The organism is Agromyces rhizosphaerae (assembly GCF_027925245.1).
In the GTDB taxonomy this organism is placed as follows: Bacteria; Actinomycetota; Actinomycetes; order Actinomycetales; family Microbacteriaceae; genus Agromyces; species Agromyces rhizosphaerae.
Genome location: NZ_BSDP01000001.1, coordinates 925,616 through 946,579 on the forward strand (window position 1 = coordinate 925,616; position 20,964 = coordinate 946,579).

Annotated in this window: 19 protein-coding genes; all 19 read right to left on the reverse strand. The window is 68.7% G+C overall.

All coding sequences use genetic code 11. The features are described 5' to 3' along the window. Window positions 1–5: 5 nt before the first annotated feature. The 19 genes from QMG39_RS04395 to QMG39_RS04485 all read right to left on the reverse strand — a co-directional run bounded on the left by QMG39_RS04395 (window position 6) and on the right by QMG39_RS04485 (window position 20,893). Entirely contained in the window at window positions 6–1,454 is a 1,449-nt protein-coding gene (locus tag QMG39_RS04395) for an aldehyde dehydrogenase family protein (protein WP_281882651.1), read from the reverse strand. 73 nt (window positions 1,455–1,527) lie between these two features. Continuing rightward, on the reverse strand, window positions 1,528–2,334 hold the full coding sequence (locus QMG39_RS04400; RefSeq protein ID WP_281882652.1) for an enoyl-CoA hydratase/isomerase family protein: 807 nt from the start codon (window positions 2,332–2,334) through the stop codon (window positions 1,528–1,530). A 6-nt stretch (window positions 2,335–2,340) separates the two neighbouring features. After that, window positions 2,341–3,171 carry a carbohydrate ABC transporter permease gene (locus QMG39_RS04405; RefSeq protein WP_281882653.1) on the reverse strand — a complete coding sequence of 277 codons (831 nt, stop codon included), beginning with the start codon at window positions 3,169–3,171 and terminating at the stop codon, window positions 2,341–2,343. Then, the gene (locus tag QMG39_RS04410; protein WP_281882654.1) at window positions 3,168–4,034 is read right to left on the reverse strand and encodes a carbohydrate ABC transporter permease; all 867 of its coding nucleotides are present in this window, start codon (window positions 4,032–4,034) and stop codon (window positions 3,168–3,170) included. The genes QMG39_RS04405 and QMG39_RS04410 overlap by 4 nt, the downstream gene beginning before the upstream one ends. A gap of 106 nt (window positions 4,035–4,140) precedes the next feature. Further along, window positions 4,141–5,397, reverse strand: coding sequence for an ABC transporter substrate-binding protein (locus QMG39_RS04415; RefSeq protein WP_281882655.1), 1,257 nt, complete (start codon window positions 5,395–5,397; stop codon window positions 4,141–4,143). A gap of 229 nt (window positions 5,398–5,626) precedes the next feature. Beyond that, window positions 5,627–5,818, reverse strand: coding sequence for a hypothetical protein (locus QMG39_RS04420; protein ID WP_281882656.1), 192 nt, complete (start codon window positions 5,816–5,818; stop codon window positions 5,627–5,629). Between the two features lie 19 nt (window positions 5,819–5,837). Continuing rightward, window positions 5,838–8,021, reverse strand: coding sequence for an alpha-amylase family protein (locus QMG39_RS04425; RefSeq protein WP_281882657.1), 2,184 nt, complete (start codon window positions 8,019–8,021; stop codon window positions 5,838–5,840). Between the two features lie 153 nt (window positions 8,022–8,174). Then, window positions 8,175–9,233 (reverse strand): zinc-dependent alcohol dehydrogenase, encoded by a 1,059-nt coding sequence (locus QMG39_RS04430; RefSeq protein WP_281882658.1) that lies wholly within the window; start codon window positions 9,231–9,233, stop codon window positions 8,175–8,177. 271 nt (window positions 9,234–9,504) lie between these two features. After that, on the reverse strand, window positions 9,505–10,623 hold the full coding sequence (locus tag QMG39_RS04435; RefSeq protein ID WP_281882659.1) for a Gfo/Idh/MocA family protein: 1,119 nt from the start codon (window positions 10,621–10,623) through the stop codon (window positions 9,505–9,507). Then, window positions 10,620–11,552 carry a carbohydrate ABC transporter permease gene (locus QMG39_RS04440; RefSeq protein WP_281882661.1) on the reverse strand — a complete coding sequence of 311 codons (933 nt, stop codon included), beginning with the start codon at window positions 11,550–11,552 and terminating at the stop codon, window positions 10,620–10,622. The genes QMG39_RS04435 and QMG39_RS04440 overlap by 4 nt, the downstream gene beginning before the upstream one ends. Then, the gene (locus QMG39_RS04445; protein WP_281882662.1) at window positions 11,549–12,529 is read right to left on the reverse strand and encodes a carbohydrate ABC transporter permease; all 981 of its coding nucleotides are present in this window, start codon (window positions 12,527–12,529) and stop codon (window positions 11,549–11,551) included. Before QMG39_RS04445 ends, QMG39_RS04440 begins: the two co-directional genes overlap by 4 nt. A gap of 89 nt (window positions 12,530–12,618) precedes the next feature. After that, window positions 12,619–13,938, reverse strand: a complete 1,320-nt coding sequence (locus QMG39_RS04450) for an ABC transporter substrate-binding protein (RefSeq protein WP_281882663.1) — start codon at window positions 13,936–13,938, stop codon at window positions 12,619–12,621. Window positions 13,939–14,136: 198 nt separating this feature from the next. Further along, the gene (locus tag QMG39_RS04455) at window positions 14,137–15,006 is read right to left on the reverse strand and encodes an amidohydrolase family protein (RefSeq protein ID WP_281882664.1); all 870 of its coding nucleotides are present in this window, start codon (window positions 15,004–15,006) and stop codon (window positions 14,137–14,139) included. Between the two features lie 8 nt (window positions 15,007–15,014). Continuing rightward, window positions 15,015–15,620, reverse strand: coding sequence for an RraA family protein (locus QMG39_RS04460; RefSeq protein ID WP_281882665.1), 606 nt, complete (start codon window positions 15,618–15,620; stop codon window positions 15,015–15,017). A gap of 49 nt (window positions 15,621–15,669) precedes the next feature. After that, window positions 15,670–16,893 carry a mandelate racemase/muconate lactonizing enzyme family protein gene (locus QMG39_RS04465; RefSeq protein WP_281882666.1) on the reverse strand — a complete coding sequence of 408 codons (1,224 nt, stop codon included), beginning with the start codon at window positions 16,891–16,893 and terminating at the stop codon, window positions 15,670–15,672. After that, window positions 16,890–17,351, reverse strand: a complete 462-nt coding sequence (locus QMG39_RS04470) for a MaoC family dehydratase (protein ID WP_281882667.1) — start codon at window positions 17,349–17,351, stop codon at window positions 16,890–16,892. The genes QMG39_RS04465 and QMG39_RS04470 overlap by 4 nt, the downstream gene beginning before the upstream one ends. Window position 17,352: 1 nt before the next feature. After that, the gene (locus tag QMG39_RS04475) at window positions 17,353–18,483 is read right to left on the reverse strand and encodes an extracellular solute-binding protein (RefSeq protein WP_281882668.1); all 1,131 of its coding nucleotides are present in this window, start codon (window positions 18,481–18,483) and stop codon (window positions 17,353–17,355) included. Further along, complete coding sequence (locus tag QMG39_RS04480) at window positions 18,480–19,649, reverse strand: CaiB/BaiF CoA transferase family protein (protein ID WP_281882669.1); 1,170 nt, start codon at window positions 19,647–19,649, stop codon at window positions 18,480–18,482. The genes QMG39_RS04475 and QMG39_RS04480 overlap by 4 nt, the downstream gene beginning before the upstream one ends. Window positions 19,650–19,879: 230 nt before the next feature. After that, window positions 19,880–20,893: a LacI family DNA-binding transcriptional regulator gene (locus QMG39_RS04485; protein ID WP_281882670.1), complete on the reverse strand. Its 1,014-nt coding sequence runs from the start codon at window positions 20,891–20,893 to the stop codon at window positions 19,880–19,882. Between the last annotated feature and the right edge of the window lie 71 nt (window positions 20,894–20,964).

A 20,964-nucleotide genomic window follows, 5' to 3' on the forward strand; every position in this document is an offset into this window, starting at 1 on the left:
CGGAATCAGCCGTAGTTGAGGTAGACCGTGCGGCGCTGGAGGTAGCTCTCGATGCCGAAGACCCCGTCCTCGCCTGCCAGCCCGCTTCGCTTGTGGCCCGAGTGGTAACCCTGGATGTATCCGGTGATCGGCTGGTTCACGAACACCGTGCCCACCTCCATGTGGTTGATCGCATGGAAGATGGTGCTGGCGTCGCGGGTGAAGATGTACGCCGAGAGCGCGTCCTCGCGGTCGTTGCAGATCTCCAGTGCTTCCGCGTAGTCGGCGACCGTCACGATCGGGAGGATCGGCCCGAAGATCTCGGTCGTGGCGAGCGGCATGTCGCGCGTGACGCCGCTGACCACGGTCGGCAGGTACCAGTGGCCGCGCGCGAAGCGCGGGTCGGACGGACGGGCTCCGCCCACCTCGACCGTGGCACCCATCTCGACGCTGCTGCGGAGCATGCCGTCGATGCGCTCGACGCTCGCCCCGGTCGAGCTCGGGCCCATGCCGGTTCCGTCGGCCGGGTCGGCGAGTTGGATCTCGCGCACGCGCTCGGCAACGCGGGCGGTGAATTCCTCGGCGATCGCCTCGTGCACCAGCACCAGCTCGTTGCAGATGCAGACCTGTCCGGCGTTGACGAAACGCGAGGTCACGGCCGCCTCGACCGCCGTGTCGAGGTCTGCGTCCTCCAAGACGATGAACGACGCCTTGCCGCCGAGCTCGAGCACGAGGCCGGGCACGTTGTCGGCGACCGAACGATAGATCGCCTGGCCGGCTCGCGTGCTGCCGGTCAGCGAGACCAGTCGCGTGAGCGGATTCGTGACCAGGGCCGAGCTCGCCTCGATGCCGGAGCCGGTGACGACGTTCAGCACACCCTCCGGAAGGCCGATCTCGGCGGCGAGGCGGCAGAACTCGGACGCGGTGACCGGAGTCGCCTCGTGCGGCTTCAGCACCATGGTGTTGCCGGTCACGAGCGCCGGGCCCACCTTCCGGCCGATCAGGGCGAGCGGGTAGTTGTACGCGCACATTCCGACGGTCGCACCGTACGGCACGCTCTGGATCCAGAGCTGCTCGCCGGGGTTCTCCGACGGGAAGATCTTGCCCTCGATGCGCCTCGCCGCCTCCGCGGCGTAGCTGAGGTACGTGACGGTGTCCGTCACCTCGGCGTCCGCCTCGCCGGCGGGCTTCCCCTGCTCCCGTACCAGCAGGTTCACGAAGTACGCGCGCCGCTCCTCGACCGCCTGGGCGAGGCGCCCCACCCACCGGCCCCGCTCGATCGCAGGCAGGTCCGCCCAGGCGCGCTGGGCGGCGTGGGCGCTCTCGATCGCGCGGGCCGCATCGTCGGCGTCGAAGTCGGGCACGGTCGCCCAGATCTCGCCGGTGGCCGGATCGTCCACCTCGACCACCGCGCCGGATGCGGCGTCGACGGGCACGCCGTCGATGAAGCACGGATAATGCTGAATCGCAGCCATTCGGTTGCCTGATCCCTTCCTCACGGCCGCGCGGAGTTCCGCGCGGCGCCGGTGTCGTCCACGTCGAGTGCGCTCATCGACCCTCGAACCGTGGTGGACGCTTCTCCAAGAATGCCGCGAGTCCCTCAGCGGCATCCGCGCTCGCGACGAGGTGCGCCCCCTCGCCCGCCTCGATCTCGAGCGCTCGTTCGAGATCGACATCGACCCCGCGCTGCAGCGCCCGCTTCGTCGCGGAGAGGGCGAGCGGAGCCGCGACCGAGATGCGACGCGCGAGCAGCGCGGCACGCTCCTCGAAGTCGATCGGGTCGTGGAGCTGCGTCACGAGTCCCCATTCGAGCGCGTCCTCGGGGGTGAACGGTTCCCCGGTGAGGAGCAGCTCGGCAGCCCGGGCGCGACCCACGATGCGCGGCAGTCGCTGGGTCCCTCCGTTGCCGGGCATGAGGCCGAGCGCGATCTCGGGGAGCCCGAGGGTGTACTGCGCGCGCGAGGCGATCCGGATGTCGCAGGCGAGCGCGAGCTCTAATCCCCCGCCCAGCGCGTGGCCGGCGATTTCGGCCACGAAGATCAGCCCGGACGTCTCGATCCGGGCGCAGGTCCGCCTCGCCGCATCCGCCAGTGCCGACCGCGCTTCGACCGAGCCGGCGGCGTAGTCGCGCAGGTCGGCTCCCGCCGAGAAGAACTTCGGGCTGGCACTGCGGAGCCGGACGACTCGGACCCGGGGGTCGGCCTCGAGCAGGTCGATGGCGTGGACGAGCTCGGCATGGCACGCGATCGTGTACGCGTTGGCCGGCGGGCGGTCGAGCGTGATGGTCGCGATCGCGCCCTCCCGTTCCACGTCGGTCCACTCGCGGCCGACGGCCCGGGTCGCTGCGTCGTGCACGATCGCCTACTTGCCCGCGCCGGCGGTGACGCCCGCGACGATTCGCCGCTGGAAGATCAGGAACAGCACGAGCAGCGGGAGCGAACCCAGCACCGCCGCAGGGAAGAGCTGGTCGGGAAGCACGTTCTGGTTGCCGACGAAGCGGTAGACCGAGATCGTGACGGTCTGCTTCGCCGGGTCGGTCAGCAGGAGCAACGGGTAGGTGAGGTCGTTCCAGACGAACAGCATCACGAACAGCGACAGGGTCGCCGTCGCGGGGCCGAGCAGCGGACGGACGATCCGCCAGAACACCTGCCAGTCGTTGCACCGATCGAGGCGGGCCGACTCCAGCAGCTCCCTCGGGATGGTGCTCATGAAGCCGATGTAGAAGAAGATCGCGAGCGGCAGGTTGAGCGCCGCATACGCGAGGATGATGCCCGGGTACGTGTTCAGCAGGCCGAGATCGCGGAAGATCACGTAGATCGGCGTGATCACCACGAAGTTCGGCGTCGCCATGCCGAGTGCGACGACCATGATCATGATCCGGGTCCACCAGCCGGCCCGCATGACGATGGGGAAGGCGGCCATCGAGCCCAGGAGCGCGGTGAGCGCCGCGACCGCCACCGTGATGATCACCGAGTTCAGGATCGCCTGCGCGTAGTTCATCGCCGGGAGCGCTCGAGCGTAGTTCTCCCACGCGGGGTCGAGCGGGAGGCCCAGCGGCGCCTGCGCGATGTCGGTGGGGGTGCGCAGCGACATGGTGAGCATGTAGAGCACCGGCAGGAGCATGATCGCCACGACGACGAGCACCCCTCCGTTGGCGAGGACTCGCCCGACCCGGTTCCGTCGACGGTTCATACGGCGTCCTCACGCTTCCTCAGGTACCAGTTCTGCAGCATCGCGATCACGACGATGACGACGAGCATCACGGCCGAGAGCGCCGACGCGAAGCCGAAGTCGAAGTTGCGGAACAGCTGGTAGATGATCTCGAGGCTCAGGGTCTGGGTGGCGCCGTCCGGGCCGCCTCGGGTCATGATGAACGGCAGCTCGAACGTCTTGAGCGTGCCGATGGTGGACAGGATGATGTTGATCGTGAACGAGCGCGACAGCAGCGGCAGCTCCATGAAGCGGAACCGCTGCCACGATGACGCCCCGTCGATGCGGGCGGCCTCGTCGATCTCGGGCGAGATCGCCGCATATCCGGCGAGGAAGATGGCCGTCGTGTAGCCCGTGAACATCCACACGTGGGCGATGGCGATCGCGTACAGCGCGATGTCCGGGTTGCCCAGCCACCCCTGCGCCAGGAAGTCGAGTCCGACCGATCTCAGCAGGGCGTTCAGCCCGCCGGAGAAGGGCGAGTAGATGAACTGCCAGACGTAGCCGACCACCACGAACGACATCATCGCCGGCGTGAAGAGGGCGGCTCGGCTGAAGTTGCGGATCGCCGGCAGGCGGTAGAGCAGGGCGGCCATCACAAGGCCCGCGAGGGTCTGCACGACCACCACGACGAACGTGAAGCGAATCGTGATCCAGAGCGCCTCGAGGTAGTCGGTGCGCGTGAAGATCCGCTCGTAGTTCTCGCCGCCGATGAAGGTCGCGTCCCCCACGCCCGTGAAGTCGGTGAGGCTCATCTGGACCGTTCGCACGATCGGGTAGATGAAGAAGACGAGGAGGAAGATCACCGCCGGTGCGGCGAACGCGATTGCTGAGCGTCTGGACATCTGTGTCATCTCTGCCGGCGGAGTCCGCCCGCGTCGTGGGTCGCGCGCCGTGCCCGGCCCGCCGGGTCCGCCCCGGCCGGGCCGTGCACGTCGCGTTCCGGTTGGGTCAGTTGGCGTCGGCCACCGACGTGTCCCACCGCTCGAGCAGTTCCCCGCTCGACGAGGGCTCCAGCAGGTAGGCCGTCAGGCTGTCCCAGATCTCCTGCTCCAGCGGCTTCGGCCACTCGAGGGTCGCGAACGGGTAGGCGATGATCGCACCATCGGCGCGAGCCGAGTCGTACGCGGCGGTGAGCTCCGGCGTTCCGCTCGCTGCGTCCTCGAACGGCGAGTAGGCCGACTCGGCGTCCAGCAGCACCTGCAGGTTCTCCGGGTCCGCGAAGAAGTCGACGAACGCGCGCGCTGCCTCCTGGTGCGCACTCGCCTCGGCGATCGACCAGCCGAAGCCGAAGAGGTCGAGTGCGACGCCCGGCGCGGATGCTCCCGGAATCGGAGTGAACTCGTAGTTGAGCCCGTCGACCTGGTCGAACGCCGCGATGTTCCACGCACCCTGGGGCATCATCGCGAAGTTGCCCGCCTGGAACTCGGTGAGCGCGGTGCTCCACGGGTCGAGACCCGCCTGCGCCGAGGCGTCGAAGCACTGCGCGTCGGAGAGTTCCCCGATGAGGTCGACGGTGTCGTTGAAGGAACTGTTCTCGACGAAGGTCGCCGCGCCTGAGCCGAGGTCGCCGGCAGCATCACTCGACGACTCCAGTCCGTTCGCGATGACGGTCAGCGCTGCGGAGAACCCACCGGTGAAGATCATCGGGTTGATGCCGGCGTCCGACAGCGCGACGCACGCGTCCTTCAGCTCGTCGATGGTCTGCGGTGCGGCCTCCACGCCGGCCTCTGCGAGGAGGTCGGTGTTGACGAAGTTGCCCATGCCGATCACCTCGAGCGGCATGATGTAGGCCGCATCACCGGTGGTGAGGATGCCCTGGAGCGGGTCGGGGATGCGCTCGTACCACTCGGAGTCGGTACCCAGGTCGACGAGCAGCCCCTGGCTGCTCCACTGGTCGACGAGTGCCATGTCGGTCATCATGACGTCCGGCGGGTTGCCGCCCTGCAGCCGCGGCGGGAGTACGACATCGGTGTCGCCACGGCCGATGTAGGTGAGCTCGACCGCGACGTCGGGGTTCTCCGCCTCGAACTTCTCGATCAGTTCGGGAAGGCCGGCGGGCTCGACGTCGTTCCCCTTCCACGCGCTCACCTCGATCGTCACAGGGCCGGAGCCGCCGTCGGAGGTTCCGTCGCTGCTCGTGCAGCCGGCGGTGACCAACGCGGTCGCCGCCGCCATGACGACGAGCGAGGTTCGTGTGATGGACATTGGGTTTCCCTCTACTTCCTTGTACGCGGGATGGTGGTCGCGCCGGTGACGCGTTGCGACACCACCATACCTGAACAACCGGTTTTCCACTAGCCACAGTGAATCACACGATGCGGCAGGGAGTGACAACGCGCGGCGCGGATGCGCGCCATCTCGGCGAGTCCCCATCTGCCGGTTGAAGCAGGAGCACGAGCAGGTCACGCGGGGGCGGCACAACGCGAAGGGAGCGTCAGCGAGCCGACGGCGAGAACACCCTGTTGTCGTTCTTCGAGGAATCCGGGACGATCTGCAACACGTCCCAGTGCTCGACGACCTTCCCCTCGGGCGGCGCAGCAACGACGTGCGCTCCGCCTGAGCCGGCACCCCACCTCGACCGCCACGCGACACCCGCGTTCATCGCGTCCTCGTACGACGCCTTCATCCACTCGTCGGGCCGGAGTTCACGCAGGTACCTGGGAAGCTTGCGACGGAACGGCGGGCCGGTCGCCGGCGCCCGCTGCAGAACGAGAAGAGCCGGGAAACTCGAACGACACGACCTCGTCGATCTCGACCTCGCTCAACTCGACTTGGATGCGGCCGTCGACGCGGACCCAAGCAAGGTCCACGCGGGCGCGCACCGCGCGCACCCGTGCGGGGTCGACGGCACAACGCAAGGAGAGCACGACGGCCGATCGCGGCACGACGACGTCGTGGTATTCGAGATGCTGAGGCGAGCGCCTGACTGCACCCGCGAAGTTCAGGGCGTGCACGTTCAGGCGCGCGCCGGCACCGACGGGATCCGCCTGGACTGTCGCCGTGAGCTCGAGGGTCGGCCCGGCCTGGGTGCGCAGCAGCGGCTCCGGAGCGAGTCGCTCGAGCACGACGTCGAAGAGGCGACGGTATACGTGGTACCCGTGCCGGTGATAGCTCGTGGCGACGGGGAACGCCACCGCTGCGACTCGGTCGCGATGCACGGCCAGCGGCAGCCCCGTTCGCGTGGCGACCGGTGACTGCGCATGACTGGTGTAGTGATCGGGAGCGCGTTGGAACGCCGGCTCACCGAGGGTGGCGATCACCTCGGCATTCCAAGCTCCGTGCCATCGTGCAGCACCGTCGTACAGCGCGAACTCGAATCCGGTCGTGCGCTCGCCCTCGTCCCCCTCGAACATCACGTACGCGGGCTCGTAGGGGCTCGGTTCCGCGCGCTCGAGACCGAGGTCCACGAGCCACGGGTAGCGCGACGCATCCTCGTCGGGGAACATGCTGTGCAGTACGCGCCCGCCACCGTCGAGATAGCGCGAGACGGCTGCGATCGTGGCATCGGAGAGCGTCGCGCCCTCGGCGACCACGAGCAGTGGGTAACGTTCGAACGGGACGGTGCCGGCCTCGATCACATCGAACTGTACGTGGGCCTCGGTGAGGAGCTTCGCAGCACCGAGCGCCGATGTCGGGAGGCGCTCGCCCCCATGGCTCTCGGCGCGCGCAAGGTCCGAGAGCGAGAGACCCTCGACGAGTACGGCCGCCTCGGCGACACCGACCGCGCCGGCGAGGACATCGTCGATGTCTGCGAGCGCGCCGAAGGCCGCGCCGATGGTGTCGTACACGGCCGGGTCGAGCCGCCCGGAAGGCCCGGGCTGGTCACCGATCGCGACCTCCGCCCCGAGGGCAGCGATGGCCGCTGTCTCCAGCCGCAACTGCGCCTCGGACTTGAGCCCGCCGAAGTCGGCCCACGCCCGATGGAATCGCCCTGTCTGCCCGCAGTGCGGCAGGCCGACGCCGCGCACGAGTCGTGCGGACAGCGGAAAGTACCCGTAGCCCCAGCCACCCGTTGGAAGCGCCTCGATCTCGACGTTCTCGAGCCAGGTCGCCCGGCGGCCCAGGCCGAGACGAGTCTGGTTGTTCTGCTCGACGCCGCATCCGGGCTGGATCGACTCGATGTGCCGTCTGGATGTCTCCAACCAGCGCGTCAGGAGCATCTCAGCACGGTCGCGCTGCGTCTCGATGTCGAGCGGGTCGCGGCCCTCCGCCCGCAGCGCCTCGAGGCATCGCGCGCAGAAGCACTCCCCATCGAGGTTGGTCATCGGCATGTCGTACCAGATGCCGTCGGGCCGATACCGTTCGAGGATCTCCGTCGTGTGGTCGAGCATGAGCTGCACGAAGTCGTCGTTCGCCAAGCACAGCGCGGTCCAGGCAGGGGTCTCGTCGAAGCCGGGAAGGTACGTCCGCCGCTCCCTGGTGAAGCACAGCCACTCGGGACGGTGCTCGGCGAGGAAGTTGTCCCAGGTGGTGCAGTAGTAGGCGTACACCGCGATGCCAACCGAACGGCACGCTGCCACCTGCTCGCCGAGGAGGTCGCGGGAGCCGAGGCCCGGATGCACCGGGCCGTGCTGCGACGGGTAGTAGAAGTACCCGTGCATGTCCTTGGCGAACACCACGATCGAGTCAACCCCCGCGTCGGTCAGTCGCCGCGCGAACTCCTCCGGCTCGAACCCTGCTCCGACCTCTCCCACATGCGGCGTGTTGTGGAAGTCGAGGTGGATCTTGCGGCGTGGACGCGGCGACTGGACGACGAGGTCGGGATGAACCCAGACCCCGAGCTCGCGGGCGAGGCGCACGGACGGATGAACGTCGGGGGTCGATGTCACAACGGCGACGTTAGCCGCCGCAACTCCGTTGCACAATCGATTGATCTATGTGACTTGTCGCCAAATGATCTGATGAGTCAAACCCCGCCCGCGTCGAGGATGCCCGGCGGGCGCCCGTCACGACCGCCGTGCGTCCGGTCAGGTCGAACAGGTTCATCGCCCGATCCCTGTGTCCTGCACGTCGACGAGGATCTTCATCGCGCCTCCGGCTTCGAGCGCGGCGAATGCCTTCGGTGTCTCGGAGAGCGGTACGACGTCTGTGATCAACGCGCCGATGGGGATCTCACCCCCGGTGAGCAACTCGATCGCCCGGTCGAAGTCGCTGCGTTGGTAGACCCGGGCGCCGACGATCGTGAGCTCGCGCCAGAACACCCGCTGCAGGTTGATCGGCCGTGGCTCGGGGTGGATCGCGACGACGACGATGCGCCCTCGCACGCGGGCGAAGTCGACCGCACCGAACACGGCGGCTGCAGCACCCGAGACTTCGAACACCACGTCGGCCCCCGCGCCCCCAGTCCACTCCTCGACCCATCCCACCGCGTCGGCGCGCGGGTCGAGGGTCTCGAAACCGAGCGCTTCGACGGCCGCGCGGCGGTGGTCGTCGAGCTCGATGACGACAACCTCGGCGCCGAAGGCGCGCGCGACCGAGGCGATGAGCACGCCGATCGGGCCGCCGCCGATGACGACGGCGCGTTCGCCCGGCTCGAGCTCAGCGCGGCGCACGTCGTGCACGGCCACCGCGGTCGGCTCGACGAGGGCGGCATCGCGCAGGCTCAGGCGCTCGGGAAGCGGCACCAGCAGGTCGGCGGCGACGTTCCACCGCGACTGCAGTGCACCGGGCGAGTCGATGCCCACGAAGTCGAGGTTCTGGCAGATGTGCTCGTTTCCGGCACGACAGGCGGGGCACGTCCCGTCCCAGGCGAGCGGCATGACGGTCACGTGATCTCCGGCACTCCACCCGTCGACTCCGGGGCCGACCTCGGCGATCGTGCCGCTCATCTCGTGCCCGATCACGGCCGGCATGGTCACCCGGGCGTCCATGTGCCCGTGCAGGATGTGCAGGTCGGTGCCGCAGATGCCGTTGAACGCGACCGCGATCTGCACCTCGCCCTCAGCGGGCGGGCGCGCCACGACCTGCGCGATCTCGATCCGGCCGTCTCCGGCGTATCGCGCGGCGACCTTCCTCGTGAGCGTCGCGTTGCTCTCGCTCATTTGATCCACCTCGTCTCTCGTATTCGGCAGGTGCGGCTCGCTGATCTTCATCGGCCCCGCAGAGTCGAGACTCCGCCGTCGACCAGGGCCGTGCCTGTCGGAGGTCCGGCGTCCGGAACTCGCGCCGGGTGCTCAGACGGTAGCTCGTGGAGCCGCTCCGACGGCCCACGTCCACCGGTCAGCGATGGAAGGTGTTCTCGCCGTGTCTGAGCACGAGGATCACGGACCCGATCCCGCCGAGTCGTGGCGACGCCGAGAGCGCCCTCTGCCCTCACGGGTCGACCATCGTGGAGCCGAGGCCGACGCCCTCGGTGTCCTGGGACTCGTACGCCGCTTCGACGACCGCCATGGTGCGCAGCACGTCGTCGACCGAGGTCGGCAGCGTCGGCACCGAGCCCTCGACGAAGCGCTGCACGGCACCCATGGAGCCGATGAACGCGTCCGGGAACCACGACCCCTCGAACGGAACCGGACGCCATCCGGCCTCCCGGTCCTCCAGGAGCGCGAGCTCGAGCGAATCAGGCCCGCCATCCGGGTAGTCGAGCAGCAGGCCCATCTGGGCACGGATCGCACCGGCCGTGCCCTCCCACTTGATGAAGCTCTCCTCATGCGCGGAGCCGAACGCGTGGTCGTGGTTCGTGCTGATCGTGACCCGGACCGGTCGGTCCCGGTACCGCATCACGATGAGCGAGCGAGTGTTCGCGATCTCGGGCTTGTCCGGGTGCGGCAACGTGACCGCACTCACCGAGTCCGGATCGCCGAGGAACGACCGGATGAGATCGACGTAGTGCACCGAGTGCATGTTGATCTCGAGCCGCTCCAGCCCGAAGACGTTCGGGAACAAGTGCCAGGGCGTGTCCACCGAGACCCGGATCTCGAGGTCGACGAGGTCCCCGATGACGCCGTCGGCGATGAGCCGGCGCGCCTCGGCGACGTACGGCGCGAAGCGCAGCTGCGTGTTCACGGCCGCGATGAGCCGCTTGCGGTGGCAGAGGTCGCGCAGCGCCTCGCCCTCGGCGAGCGTCTGGCCGAGTGGCTTCTGGATGAGCACGGGCGCACCGTCGGGGAGCTGCTCGAGCGTCTCGAGGTACTGCTCGGGCATGAGTGCGATGTCGTAGACGGCGTCAGCCGGCGCGGCGGCCACAGCCTCTGCCACGGTTCCGAACACGTGCGCGATGCCGTACTCGTCGGCGAGCGCCTGCGCCCGTGCCACCGTACGGTTCACGATGCCCCAGACGGGGTACCCCGCCTTGCGGTAGGCGGGCAGGTGGGCGTCCTTGACGATGCCGCCGGCGCCGAGGATGACGATGGGTCGCGGATGCTCCGGCAGCCGGAGGGTGTACGCCTCGGCGGGGTGCCGTTCGGGTCGGCCGGTCACGTCGGCGGTCATCCCTTCACCGCTCCCACGGTCTGCCCGCGGATCAGGAACCGCTGCGCACCGAGGAAGACGGCCAGCAGGGGGACCATCGAGATCACGGTCGCGAGCGCGAGCTGCGGCATGTACAGCTTCACATCGAGCCCGGCCGCGACTGTCGCGTTGAAGAGCGGGCTCGCACCGATCAGCTCCTGGATGCCGATCGAGATGGTCTTGTTGTCCTGGTTCGAGGTGAGCAGGGCCAACGGGAGGAAGAAGTTGGTCCAGTTCGCCACGAACGAGAAGAACGCGATGAGCGCCGTGACCTGCTTGCTGATCGGCAGGGCGACCTGCAGGAACGTCTGGATCTCGCCGAGCCCGTCGATACGAGCGGCCTCGACCAGCTCCGGAGGCATCGTGGTCATGAAGTGGATGTAGCTGAGGTAGACGCCGAACGGGAAGAATCCCATGATCACGGCGACCGGCCAGAGCTGACCGACGGCCCCGATCGCGTTGACCTCCAGGAACAACGGGATGACGAGGACGGTGTTCGGCATGACCATCGCGAGGAGCGTGGCGAACAGCCAGAGGCGGCGGAATCGGAACCGCAGGCGTGCGAGCGCGTATCCCGCCGGCAGCGCTGCGACGAGGGCCAGCACGCCGCCCACGATCGCCACGATGAGCGAGTTCAGCATCCAGCGGAGGAAGAGCCCGCCGCCGCCGGGCCCGAAGCCCATCAACTGGCCCCAGCTGTAGATCGCGTTCTGTATCGACATGCCGCCGAGGCCGAGGAAGCCGTCCCCGCCGGCCTCGATGCCCTCCTGGCTGCGGAAGGCCAGCGCGACGAATCCCAGAATCGGCAGGATGAATCCCGCGGCGAGCACGAGCATGACCGATACGCGCGCGACGCGCCCTGCGCTCCACCGGCGCGAACCGACGATGCGGTGGGTCTCGGTGGCGCTCATCGTGCACGCTCCTTCGCTTCTCCGAACAGTCCGCTGCGGAAGACGATCACCATTCCGATCGCGAGCGTGATCACCAAGAGGATGATCGACATCGCGGCCGCGGCCGGGAAGTTCCGGTTGGTGAAGGCGAACGCGTAGCCCAGCTGCGTCGGCGCCCATTCGCTGTCGATCGACCCGGCCGAGATCTGCCGCATGAGGTACGGCTCCAGGAAGAGCTGGAAGCCGTAGGCGAGGTTCATCAGCGCGGTATAGCCGATCCAGGGGCGGATGAGCGGCAGCTTCACGCGCCATGCGAGTTGCCAGGCGTTGGCCCCATCGAGCGCGGCGGCCTCGTAGATCTCGTCCGGAATGCCGTTGAGGCCACCGTTGACGATCACGATCCAGGTGCCGAGCCCCTGGAAGAAGAGCATCGCGGTGAGAATCAGCGGCAGGTTCTGCGTGGTGACGACCTCTTTCAGGTTCGTCATGCCGAGGTCGAGCCAGAGGAATGCGATGGGCGACTGCGCGGGGTTCAGCAGGTAGACCCACAGCACGAAGTTCGCGATGCCCGCAAGTGCGCCGGGAATGTAGTAGACGAAGCGCATCGCACCGCCGAAGCGGCCGGGGCTCGCATGGATGAGCAGCGCCATGCCGACCACGCCGAAGATCATGATCGGCAACCAGATGATCATGACCGTGAAGATGTTCACGAACGTGGCGAAGAACCGGTAGTCGGTCACGACGGTGATGAAGGAGTCGAATCCGCCGAACCCGGTCTCCGGATTCACGAGGGTCGGCGCCTTCTGCATGCTGATCCAGAAGGCGTAGCCGATCGGGATCGCAGCCGCGACCAGGAACAGCAGGATGTACGGGGCGAGTAGTACGTACGCGCCGCGTGTCTCGGCTCGATGCGGGGCCTTGCGTTTCGCCGCGTCGCGGCGCGACCCTGGCGCCGGCTGCTGGGTCGTCCGTTCGTCCTTGACGGTCGCCGTGGTCATGTCGTCATCCTCTTCGATGCGTCGAATCACTGTCCGGTGGTGCCCGCGGGGGCGCCGGCGTCCTACGCCGACGCCCCCGCGCGGTCGTGCTACTGCACCGTATAGCCGACCGACTGCGCCTGGTTCACGAGTTCCTCGCCGAACGCGTCGATCGCGTCCTGCATCGACCCGCCGGAGATGAGCGTGGGACTCACGGTCTCCGTCCAGACCGAACCGGTGTCGTACAGCATGTACGAGTAGGGCTCGACCGCCCCGGCGGCTGCCTTGAACGCCGACTGCACTCCCGGGATGTCGGCGAAGTAGCCCTCCGCCTCGAGGTTCTCGAGCCAGGCGTCCTGGATCGGACCGTACCCGGGAAGGCCGGTCGAGAGCTCGACCTGCCACCGCGGATCGGTGTTCACGAACGTGGCGAACGTCAGCGCGTTCTCGAGCTGCGTGCCGGTGATGTGCGAAGAGACGCCCCAGAGGCCGCCGCCCTCGTTGCCGGCGGACGGCGACGACTCGCCCTCCCAGGTGAGCGGCGCGACAGCGCTCATCTCACCCGCCGGGATCTTCCACGTGTCGCGGAACAGGTAGTTGCCCCACCACACGGCGCCGGGGCTCATCACGAGGTTCACGCCCGCCGCAGCCGCGTCACCGTCGAAGATGCCCTGGGTCGAGAGCGCCCCGCCGTCGTACATCGTCGCGAGCAGCTCGGTCGCCCGCTCGCAGGCGGGGTCGGAGAGGTCGATGTGCGCCTCCGACTCCGACACGCGGTCGTTGGTCGGGCAGCCCGCCGCCTGCAGGTAGCGGTTGATGCCGTAGGCGTCGCCGAGGAAGCCGCTGATCTTGTCGGGGTGCTCCGCAGTGATCTCCACCGCGAGGTCGCCGTACTCCTCCCAGGTCGTGGGCACGGTGTACCCGTTCTCGTCGAAGAAGGCCTTGTTGTACCAGAACACGTCCGGCGCGGCGTCGTTGCGCAGGCATCGGATGCGGCCGTCGAAGTCGCAGAACGACAGGACCGCAGGGTCGTAGCCCTCGATGACTTCGGGCAGCAGGTCGGTGAGGTCGGCGGCGTAGTCGCTGCTCGAGCTCGTCGCCCAGGCGATGTCGTCGTTCGACGGGAAGAAGATCGCGTCCGGCCAACCGGAACCCGCGGCGTCGAAGTTCGCGAACGCCTGCTTGACCGTCGTGCCGCCGACGGTGCCGTCGATCTGCACGACGTCGATCTCGATGTCGGGATAGGCCTCCTGGAATGCCTCGGCCGCTGGCACGCGGGGCGGGTCGACCCAGACGGTGATCTTGCCGCCCGAATCGGTCTGCTCCGGAGCGGCGGACTCGCCCGCACTGCACCCGGTGAAGATGACTGCACTCGCAATGGCGAGGGCCGCGGCCGGCGCGGCCGCGGACGGGAACCTCGTGGTCTTCATTGACACTCCTCTGGTGGTTCGGCGCTGACATCACGCCGTCGTGCTGTTCAGGTGACACTCGCAGTCTCGGAGTGCCGTGCTCAAACGTTAGCCTAGATCTCGACGGGAAAGCAAACGTTTGAGCAACTTGTCCACAGAGAGCTTTCGGATGCGGTGGCGCGACGCCTCGCCACGTCGATCTCGCACCTGTCGAGGGCGTCAGCCCAGCCCGAGGCGCGCCGGCGAGAGCCGATAGAACGAGGCCGCGGTGCGGCCGAGCACCTGCTCGCGCTCATGCGGTGCGAACCGCTCGAAGATCGGGCGCAGCCCGTTCCAGACCCTCGTGTAGCCACCGGCCAGGATCGAGATGGGCCAGTCCCCGCCGTACATGAGCCGGTCGAAGCCGAACACCTCGACCGCGCGGTCCACGAACGGCTCGACCAGCTCGGTCGTCCATGCGGCCGGGTCGCCGGTCGCGGAGTACAGCCCGCTGATCTTCGCATGCACGTTCGGGTGCTCGGCCGCGGCGGCGATGAGGCTCCACCACGGCTCACGATCGGCCAGGCCGATCGGCGGCTTGGAGAGGTGGTCGATGACGAGACGCAGGTCGGGATGACGCTCGGCGATGACCGGCACGTGCTCGAGGTGACGCGGCAGTACCGACACGACGTCGAATGCGAGACCGTAGCCCTCGAGCACGGAGAGCCCCTCATCGACATCGGGCCTGAGCAGCCAATCCGGATCCGCCTGGTTGTGGATCAGGGTGCGCACGCCGACCATGAGCGAGTCACCTGCCCAGGCCTCGATGGTCGCCGCGCACTCCTCCGGACGGTCGATCGGCGCATACCCGACGATGCCCGCGACTTCGGGATGCATCGACGCCGACTCGATCATGAGCGCGGTATCGTCCGGGTCGTCGGCCGACTGCACCTGCACCGTGAAGTCGACGCCCGCGTCGCGCAGTTCGTGACGGAGCTCGTCGAAGTAGATCGGGCGATCGATCTCGGCGAGGTCGGGCCCGAGCCACTCGTACGCGGCTCGCTTCGGATCCCAGATGTGCTGGTGGGTGTCGATCACTGGATGACTCATGGCGCTCCTCACAGGACCCGGTGGCGGTCCCAGACCGACCGGAGGGACTCCCCCGCCAGCAGCTCCTCGAGCACCGTCGCCTCGCGGGCGGCTCGCTCGCGCGCGAGGCCGAGGACCTCGTCCTCGTGGTCTCGCGGAACGGCGACGACGCCGTCGTCGTCTGCGATCACCAGGTCGCCCGATGCGATGCGCACACCTCCCACTGCGACTTCCGTGTCGGTCGAGACGATCCGCATCCGGGCACGGTAGTCCATCGGGCGCCGCGACCGACCGAACGCGGGGAAGCCGAGCGCGGCGATCCGATCGGTGTCCCGCAGGTTGCCGTCGGTCAGCACGCCGACCGCACCGTGCCCGAGGGCCGCGGCGCTGAACAACTCTCCCCAGAACGCCGAGTCGTTGCTCGCGGCGGTGGCGATCACGACGAACTCGCCCGGACCGATCCCGTCGATGAACTCGATCGCATCGCGGTACGGGTCGTCGGGATCATCCTCCAGTGCCGGGGCGAAGCGCACGGTGCGCGCTCGTCCGAGCGCACGGGTTCCCGGCACGAGCGGCGCGAGCCGGTGCTGCAGAACCTGCTCGCGCAGTCCTGCGGCATCGCACGAGTCGCTCACGATCGGAGTGGTCAGGCGTTCGTCGCCCTGTTGGACGACGAAGCCGCGCTCAGCGGATGACATGGCCACCGCCCGCCTGGAACGCGAACCGGCGTTCGATCTCCTCTGTGAGCTGCACGCCGAGCCCCGGCGCACTCGGGGCGCCGATGGTGCCGTCGACGAAGTCGGTCGGCTCGATGAGGAGGGCATCGCGAAGCGGATTCGGCAGCGTGCAGTACTCGAACAGCTCGACCGTCGGCTCGGCGAGCGCGGCGTGGAGGTTCGCGGCGAAGGTCACGCCGCTGCCCCAGACATGCGGCACGCAGTCGACGCCGGCGCCGTGCGCGAGCCGGGCGACCCGCGAGAATGCTCGGAAGCCGCCGACGAAGGTCGCGTCCGGCTGGGCGAGGTCGACCCCGCCGGCGCCGATCAGCTCGGCGAACTCGCGCACCGTGCCGTTGGACTCCACGCCTGAGACGGGAACGTCGACCGCGGCGCGCACCCGTGCGAATCCGGCGACGTCGTCCGCCTGCATCGGCTCCTCGTACCAGAGCGCGCCGAGCTCGGCAGCTCGCGTTCCGACGCGGATCGCGTCCTCGGCGGACCATGGGGTGGAGGCGCACGCCTGCACCGCGTCGATGACGAACCTCGTGCCGTCAGGCAGTGTGGCGGTCACGTGATCGAGCAGCCGCAGCGTCGTGTCCGGGTCGGACATCGCCCGGAACTTCACGATCTCGAACCCGGCGGCCACCTGCGTCGCTGCCCAGTCGGCGACCTGCTCGAACGTGGTGCCGAGACCGCCGCTCGCGTAGGCCCGGATGCGATCGCGCGCGGCCCCGCCGAGCAGTTCGTGGACGGGCACCCCCGCTCGCTTCGCCACCGCGTCGCATGCGGCGATCTCGATGGCGCCGGCCACGCCGGAAGCGATGCCGCCGCGCGACCAGAACGCCGTGTACGCGCGCAGGTGATCGGCGACCTCGAGCGGCGATTCGAACGCGGCGCCCACGATGTACGGTCGGAAGGCGTCGACGAGCCCGGGCACCGCCGTGGCGGCCATGATGCCGGCGCCCGCCTCACCCACGCCGCGCGTGCCGTCGGAGAGCACGACCTCGACGAGCGCGGCATCCCATGAGCGGATGGTGCCGCCCACCCACGTGAGCTCCTCTCCCTGTGGGTAGCGGTGCGACAGGAGGACGGCGCGCACCTCCGTCACGGTGAGCGACGTGGCGGGTCCGGCGCGGCCGTCCCGTCTCGTCCCTTCCTGAGTGGTGCCTGCGGGGGGCGACGTCGTCATCGCTGATCTCCTGTTCTCCGGTTGACGAGGTAGAGGTGGGTGAGCACCATCACGGTCTGGCCGCGCTGGTTCACGACGGTCACGAGTTCGTGCACGTAGCCGAACTGCTCGGGCTTCTTCGGGTGCTCGGATTTCTCGGTGATCTCGGCGGTCACCCGGATGGTGTCGCCGATGAACACCGGGTTGATGAAGCGGATGCGGTCGTAGCCGTAGCTCATCGACTGCGGGTTGATGTCGCCGGCGGTCATCCCGACGGCGACCGCCAGCGTGAGCGTGCCGTGAGCGATCCGCTGGCCCGCGGGCTGCGTCGCCATCCACTCGGCATCCATGTGATGGGGGAAGAAGTCGCCGGTCTGCCCGGCGTGGAGCACGATGTCGGCCTCGGTGATCGTGCGGCCGACGGTCTCCCGTCGCTCGCCGACCTCGATGTCCTCCCACCAACGGTCGATGGTCTGCATGTCAGCCCTCCAGGTGGCGTGCCGTGGCTTCGTCGAGGCGGTCGATGGCATCGTCGATGTCGACCCGTCCCGCGAGCACGTCGGTGATCATGGACCCGACCTCGTTCTGCAGCTCCGGGTACTCCGGATGCCGCGGGCGCACGTATGCGGTCTCGAGCGTGGTCCGGGTGTTGCGGAAGAAGTCCAGGCTCAGCGCGTTCGTACGGTCCGAGTCCCATGCGACCGCGTTGCCCGGCTGGCCCCCACCGTCGAAGTAGACGCCCTCCTGCACCTCGGCGGAGTCGAGCCAGAACGCGTGGTCGATCGCGGCCTGCGGATGGCGGGAACGCGCCGAGACCGCGATGCCCGCGCCGCCGAGCAGTGAGCCGCGCACGCCGAGCGGTCCCGCCGGAATGTCGACGTACGCGATCGGATGCTCCCGGAACCCCTCGCGCGAGTAGTTCGTGTACCCGAACAGCAGCGGGCTGTACGCGTACTGCTCCCCCGTCGCGAGCCGGTCGGCGACATCGATCGGATTCAGTGTCAGGTTGTCCTCCGGCACGAGCGACGCGAGCCGGCGCATCAGTTCGAGCGCCTCGCGAGCCGCGTCGCGGGGCAGGAAGATCCCGGGCTCGCGGAGCGCGTCGGCGCCGAAGCTCGCGGCGACGGTGAGCAGGCTCGAGTATGCGTCGACCGGCTTCGCCGGCCACAGCACGCGCCCCTCCTCGGCGAGCGCGAACACCTCGTCCCACGTTCGCGGTGGCGCGTCGATCAGGTCCGGGCGCCACGCCGCGACCTGGGCGGCCGCATCGGTCGCGAGCCCCCATTGGCGGCCCTGGTGCTGGTACGACGCGTGCGACGGCCCGATCGTCTGAGCGGCGAGCGTCGCGAGCTCGTCGTCGTGGCCTGCACCGTCGAGCGGCAGCAGCAGGCCGCGCTCGGCGGCGAACGGGATGTGCGGATGGTCGATCACGAGCAGGTCGACGCCGTCGACGAGCTCGTCGAGGCCCTGGTCGCCGAATGCGAGCAGCGACCGGTACTCCCAGACGACCTCGACCTCGGGTGCCACCTCGCGGTAGGCCTCCGCCGCCGCGACGACGCTGCCGTACCCCCGCTCGTGCTCCCAGGTCATGCCCCGCAGCGTGGTCGTCATGCGTCCACCCGCTGCCGGGGGAACTCCGTGCGGATCGCCTCGTCGTCCTCGCCCAGGCGTGGCGCGGCCTTCGCGCTCGACAGCACGCGGCCGTCGACCCGGATCGGCCCGCGCGTGGTCGCGATCCGCACCCCGTCGCGCTCGACCTCCTGCGTCATGCGAATCGCTGCGAATCCGTCGGACTCCATCAACTCGTCCAGCGTGAGCACGGGCGCGCACCAGACGTCGGCGGTGTCGAGGATGTCGAGCCAGTGCTGGGTCGTGTCGGTCGCGAAGCGCTCCGCGAGCATCTCCTCGATCTCCACCTGACGGTCCCACGCCTCCTGCGGGTCGGACATCAGCTCGAGCTCCCGGATGCCGAGCAGGCGGCCGAGCGTGGGGATCGCGTTCATCGCGAGGGCCAGGTAGCCGTCGGTGGTCGGGTAGGTACCGTAGGGCGCGGCCAGGAAAGCATGCGCCGAGTGCGACCCGCCGCGGCGGACCGTGATCGTCTCGTCGTTCAACCGCGTGCTCAGCAGTTCGAACTGCAGGTCGAGCATGGCCTCGAGGAGGCTCGACTCCACCAGCCCGCCTTCGCCGGTGCGGAAGCGGCGCACGAGCAGCGCGGTGACGCCCTGCGCGATGTGGCAACTCAGGAGGTGGTCGGCGATCGACACCCCGACCGGCACCGGGCCGTCCTCGCGCGACCCGCTCAGCCACGGCAGCCCGGAGATCGACTGCGCGAGCAGGTCCTGCCCGGGGCGATCCTTCCACGGCCCCTCCGAGCCGTAGCCGGTCGCGCTCGCGTAGACGATCGACGGGTTGATCGTCTTGACCGACTCGTAGTCGAGGCCGATGCGCTCCATGACGCCGGGGCGGAAGTTCTGGATGATGACATCCGCCCTGGCCACCAGCTCCTTGACGTAGGCGAGGTCATCGGCCGACTTCAGGTCGGCGGTGATCGACTCCTTGTTCCGGTTCATCGCGTGGAACGAGACGGTGTCGCCGTCGATCCGGCGACCCGCGAACGCGAGCGTCCGTCCGATGTCGCCGACGCCGGGGCGCTCGACCTTGATCACCCTCGCTCCGAGATCGGCGAGGCGCATGGCCGCCACCGGGCCGGCGAGGAACTGGCTGAAGTCAAGGACGAGCACGCCCTCGAGTGGGAGCGGTGGAGCGGGGGACATGGGTGCCTTCATTTCACGCGCGGCATCGCGCCCTCTCGGGCGGGGTGCCTATCGAACTTCATTGATCAATCGTTTGTTCATGAGATTACACGACGCACGCGGACATCGGCAAGCTCATCCCTGATCCGCGGCGACTCAGCACATGGGGAGCCCGCTCGATACGTGTCCGGTGGTTGCGGCGCCCCGTCGCCGGCGACTGCGCGCTCGGAGCGAGACGGCTCCCCGAGCTGCTACCGAGCGGGACCCGCGGTCGACTCCCGCACGATCAGCTCGGGCGCGGGATCGGTGACCACGAGGTCGGTCGCCACCCCCGTGGTGATCCGCTCGAACATCGCCGTCATCGCACTCTCGCCCAGGCGGCGGAGCGGCATCCGTACGGTGGTCAGCGGCGGCCAGGTGTTCTCGGCCGTCCATGCGTCGTGCATCGCGACGATCGAGAGGTCCTCGGGCACGCGCAGCCCGTGGCGACGTGCCTCGAGAAGCGCGCCGATCGCGGCGTTGACATTCGCGACCACGACCGCCGTCGGGGGCTCGTCATGATCGAGGACGACCAGAAGTGCCTCGCCGCCCGCGCGCGGCTGGTAGCCGAGCGTGGTCATCAGCTCGGCCTGCGGCTCGATCCCAGCCGACCGCATCTCGTCGACGAAGCCCTCGCGTCTGCGGCGGGCCGTATCCGAGTCGGCGAGGCCACCGAGGTATCCGATCCTGCGGTGGCCGAGTTCGATCAGATGCCGCACTGCCACGCGGATGCCTTCAGCGTCCTCGAGGAGTACCGAGCCGGGATGGTCGAGATGATCGGAGTTGACGAGGATGACCGGAAGCCGACCGTCGAAGAGTTCCCCGAAGTCCGTGACCTTGCTCGCGTCGCCGAGTTGCACGATCGCTCCGTCCACCCGACCCTCGCCGATCAGGCGCGGGATCGCGTCGGGCTCAGTCGTGAGGTTCTCGGCCCGCGCCAGAAGCACGCCGTACCCGCGGCGATTCCCCTCTTCCTCGACACCCGTCATGAACTCGGTGAACATCGCGTTCGTGAGGTCCGGAACGACGACGGCGATGACGTTCGTGCGTGCGAACTTCAGCGCGCGCGCGGCGAAATTCGGCCGGTAGTCCAACTCCTTCGCGGCGTCGAAGATGCGCGCACGGGTCTGCTCGCTCACGCGCGCGTCGGGCGCATTCGTCAGGACCCTGGACACCGCGGAGACGGAGACCCCTGCCTTCGATGCGACGTCACTGAGAGTGGCCATGGGCTCAGTGTACGGAGTTCACTGCGCGAACCCGGTGAATGCGTGGCGCGTCTGCGCAAACGACTGCGCAG

What these genes read in the sequence shown, in the direction of transcription:
- QMG39_RS04440 (WP_281882661.1), bottom strand. Translation starts at nt 11,552, where the DNA reads ATGAGCGCCACCGAGACCCACCGCATCGTCGGTTCGCGCCGGTGGAGC.
- QMG39_RS04475 (WP_281882668.1), bottom strand. Translation starts at nt 18,483, where the DNA reads ATGACGACCACGCTGCGGGGCATGACCTGGGAGCACGAGCGGGGGTAC.
- QMG39_RS04445 (WP_281882662.1), bottom strand. Translation starts at nt 12,529, where the DNA reads ATGACCACGGCGACCGTCAAGGACGAACGGACGACCCAGCAGCCGGCG.
- QMG39_RS04470 (WP_281882667.1), bottom strand. Translation starts at nt 17,351, where the DNA reads ATGCAGACCATCGACCGTTGGTGGGAGGACATCGAGGTCGGCGAGCGA.
- QMG39_RS04420 (WP_281882656.1), bottom strand. Translation starts at nt 5,818, where the DNA reads ATGAAGGCGTCGTACGAGGACGCGATGAACGCGGGTGTCGCGTGGCGG.
- QMG39_RS04395 (WP_281882651.1), bottom strand. Translation starts at nt 1,454, where the DNA reads ATGGCTGCGATTCAGCATTATCCGTGCTTCATCGACGGCGTGCCCGTC.
- QMG39_RS04410 (WP_281882654.1), bottom strand. Translation starts at nt 4,034, where the DNA reads ATGTCCAGACGCTCAGCAATCGCGTTCGCCGCACCGGCGGTGATCTTC.
- QMG39_RS04480 (WP_281882669.1), bottom strand. Translation starts at nt 19,649, where the DNA reads ATGTCCCCCGCTCCACCGCTCCCACTCGAGGGCGTGCTCGTCCTTGAC.
- QMG39_RS04465 (WP_281882666.1), bottom strand. Translation starts at nt 16,893, where the DNA reads ATGACGACGTCGCCCCCCGCAGGCACCACTCAGGAAGGGACGAGACGG.
- QMG39_RS04435 (WP_281882659.1), bottom strand. Translation starts at nt 10,623, where the DNA reads ATGACCGCCGACGTGACCGGCCGACCCGAACGGCACCCCGCCGAGGCG.
- QMG39_RS04455 (WP_281882664.1), bottom strand. Translation starts at nt 15,006, where the DNA reads ATGAGTCATCCAGTGATCGACACCCACCAGCACATCTGGGATCCGAAG.
- QMG39_RS04485 (WP_281882670.1), bottom strand. Translation starts at nt 20,893, where the DNA reads ATGGCCACTCTCAGTGACGTCGCATCGAAGGCAGGGGTCTCCGTCTCC.
- QMG39_RS04430 (WP_281882658.1), bottom strand. Translation starts at nt 9,233, where the DNA reads ATGAGCGAGAGCAACGCGACGCTCACGAGGAAGGTCGCCGCGCGATAC.
- QMG39_RS04415 (WP_281882655.1), bottom strand. Translation starts at nt 5,397, where the DNA reads ATGTCCATCACACGAACCTCGCTCGTCGTCATGGCGGCGGCGACCGCG.
- QMG39_RS04405 (WP_281882653.1), bottom strand. Translation starts at nt 3,171, where the DNA reads ATGAACCGTCGACGGAACCGGGTCGGGCGAGTCCTCGCCAACGGAGGG.
- QMG39_RS04450 (WP_281882663.1), bottom strand. Translation starts at nt 13,938, where the DNA reads ATGAAGACCACGAGGTTCCCGTCCGCGGCCGCGCCGGCCGCGGCCCTC.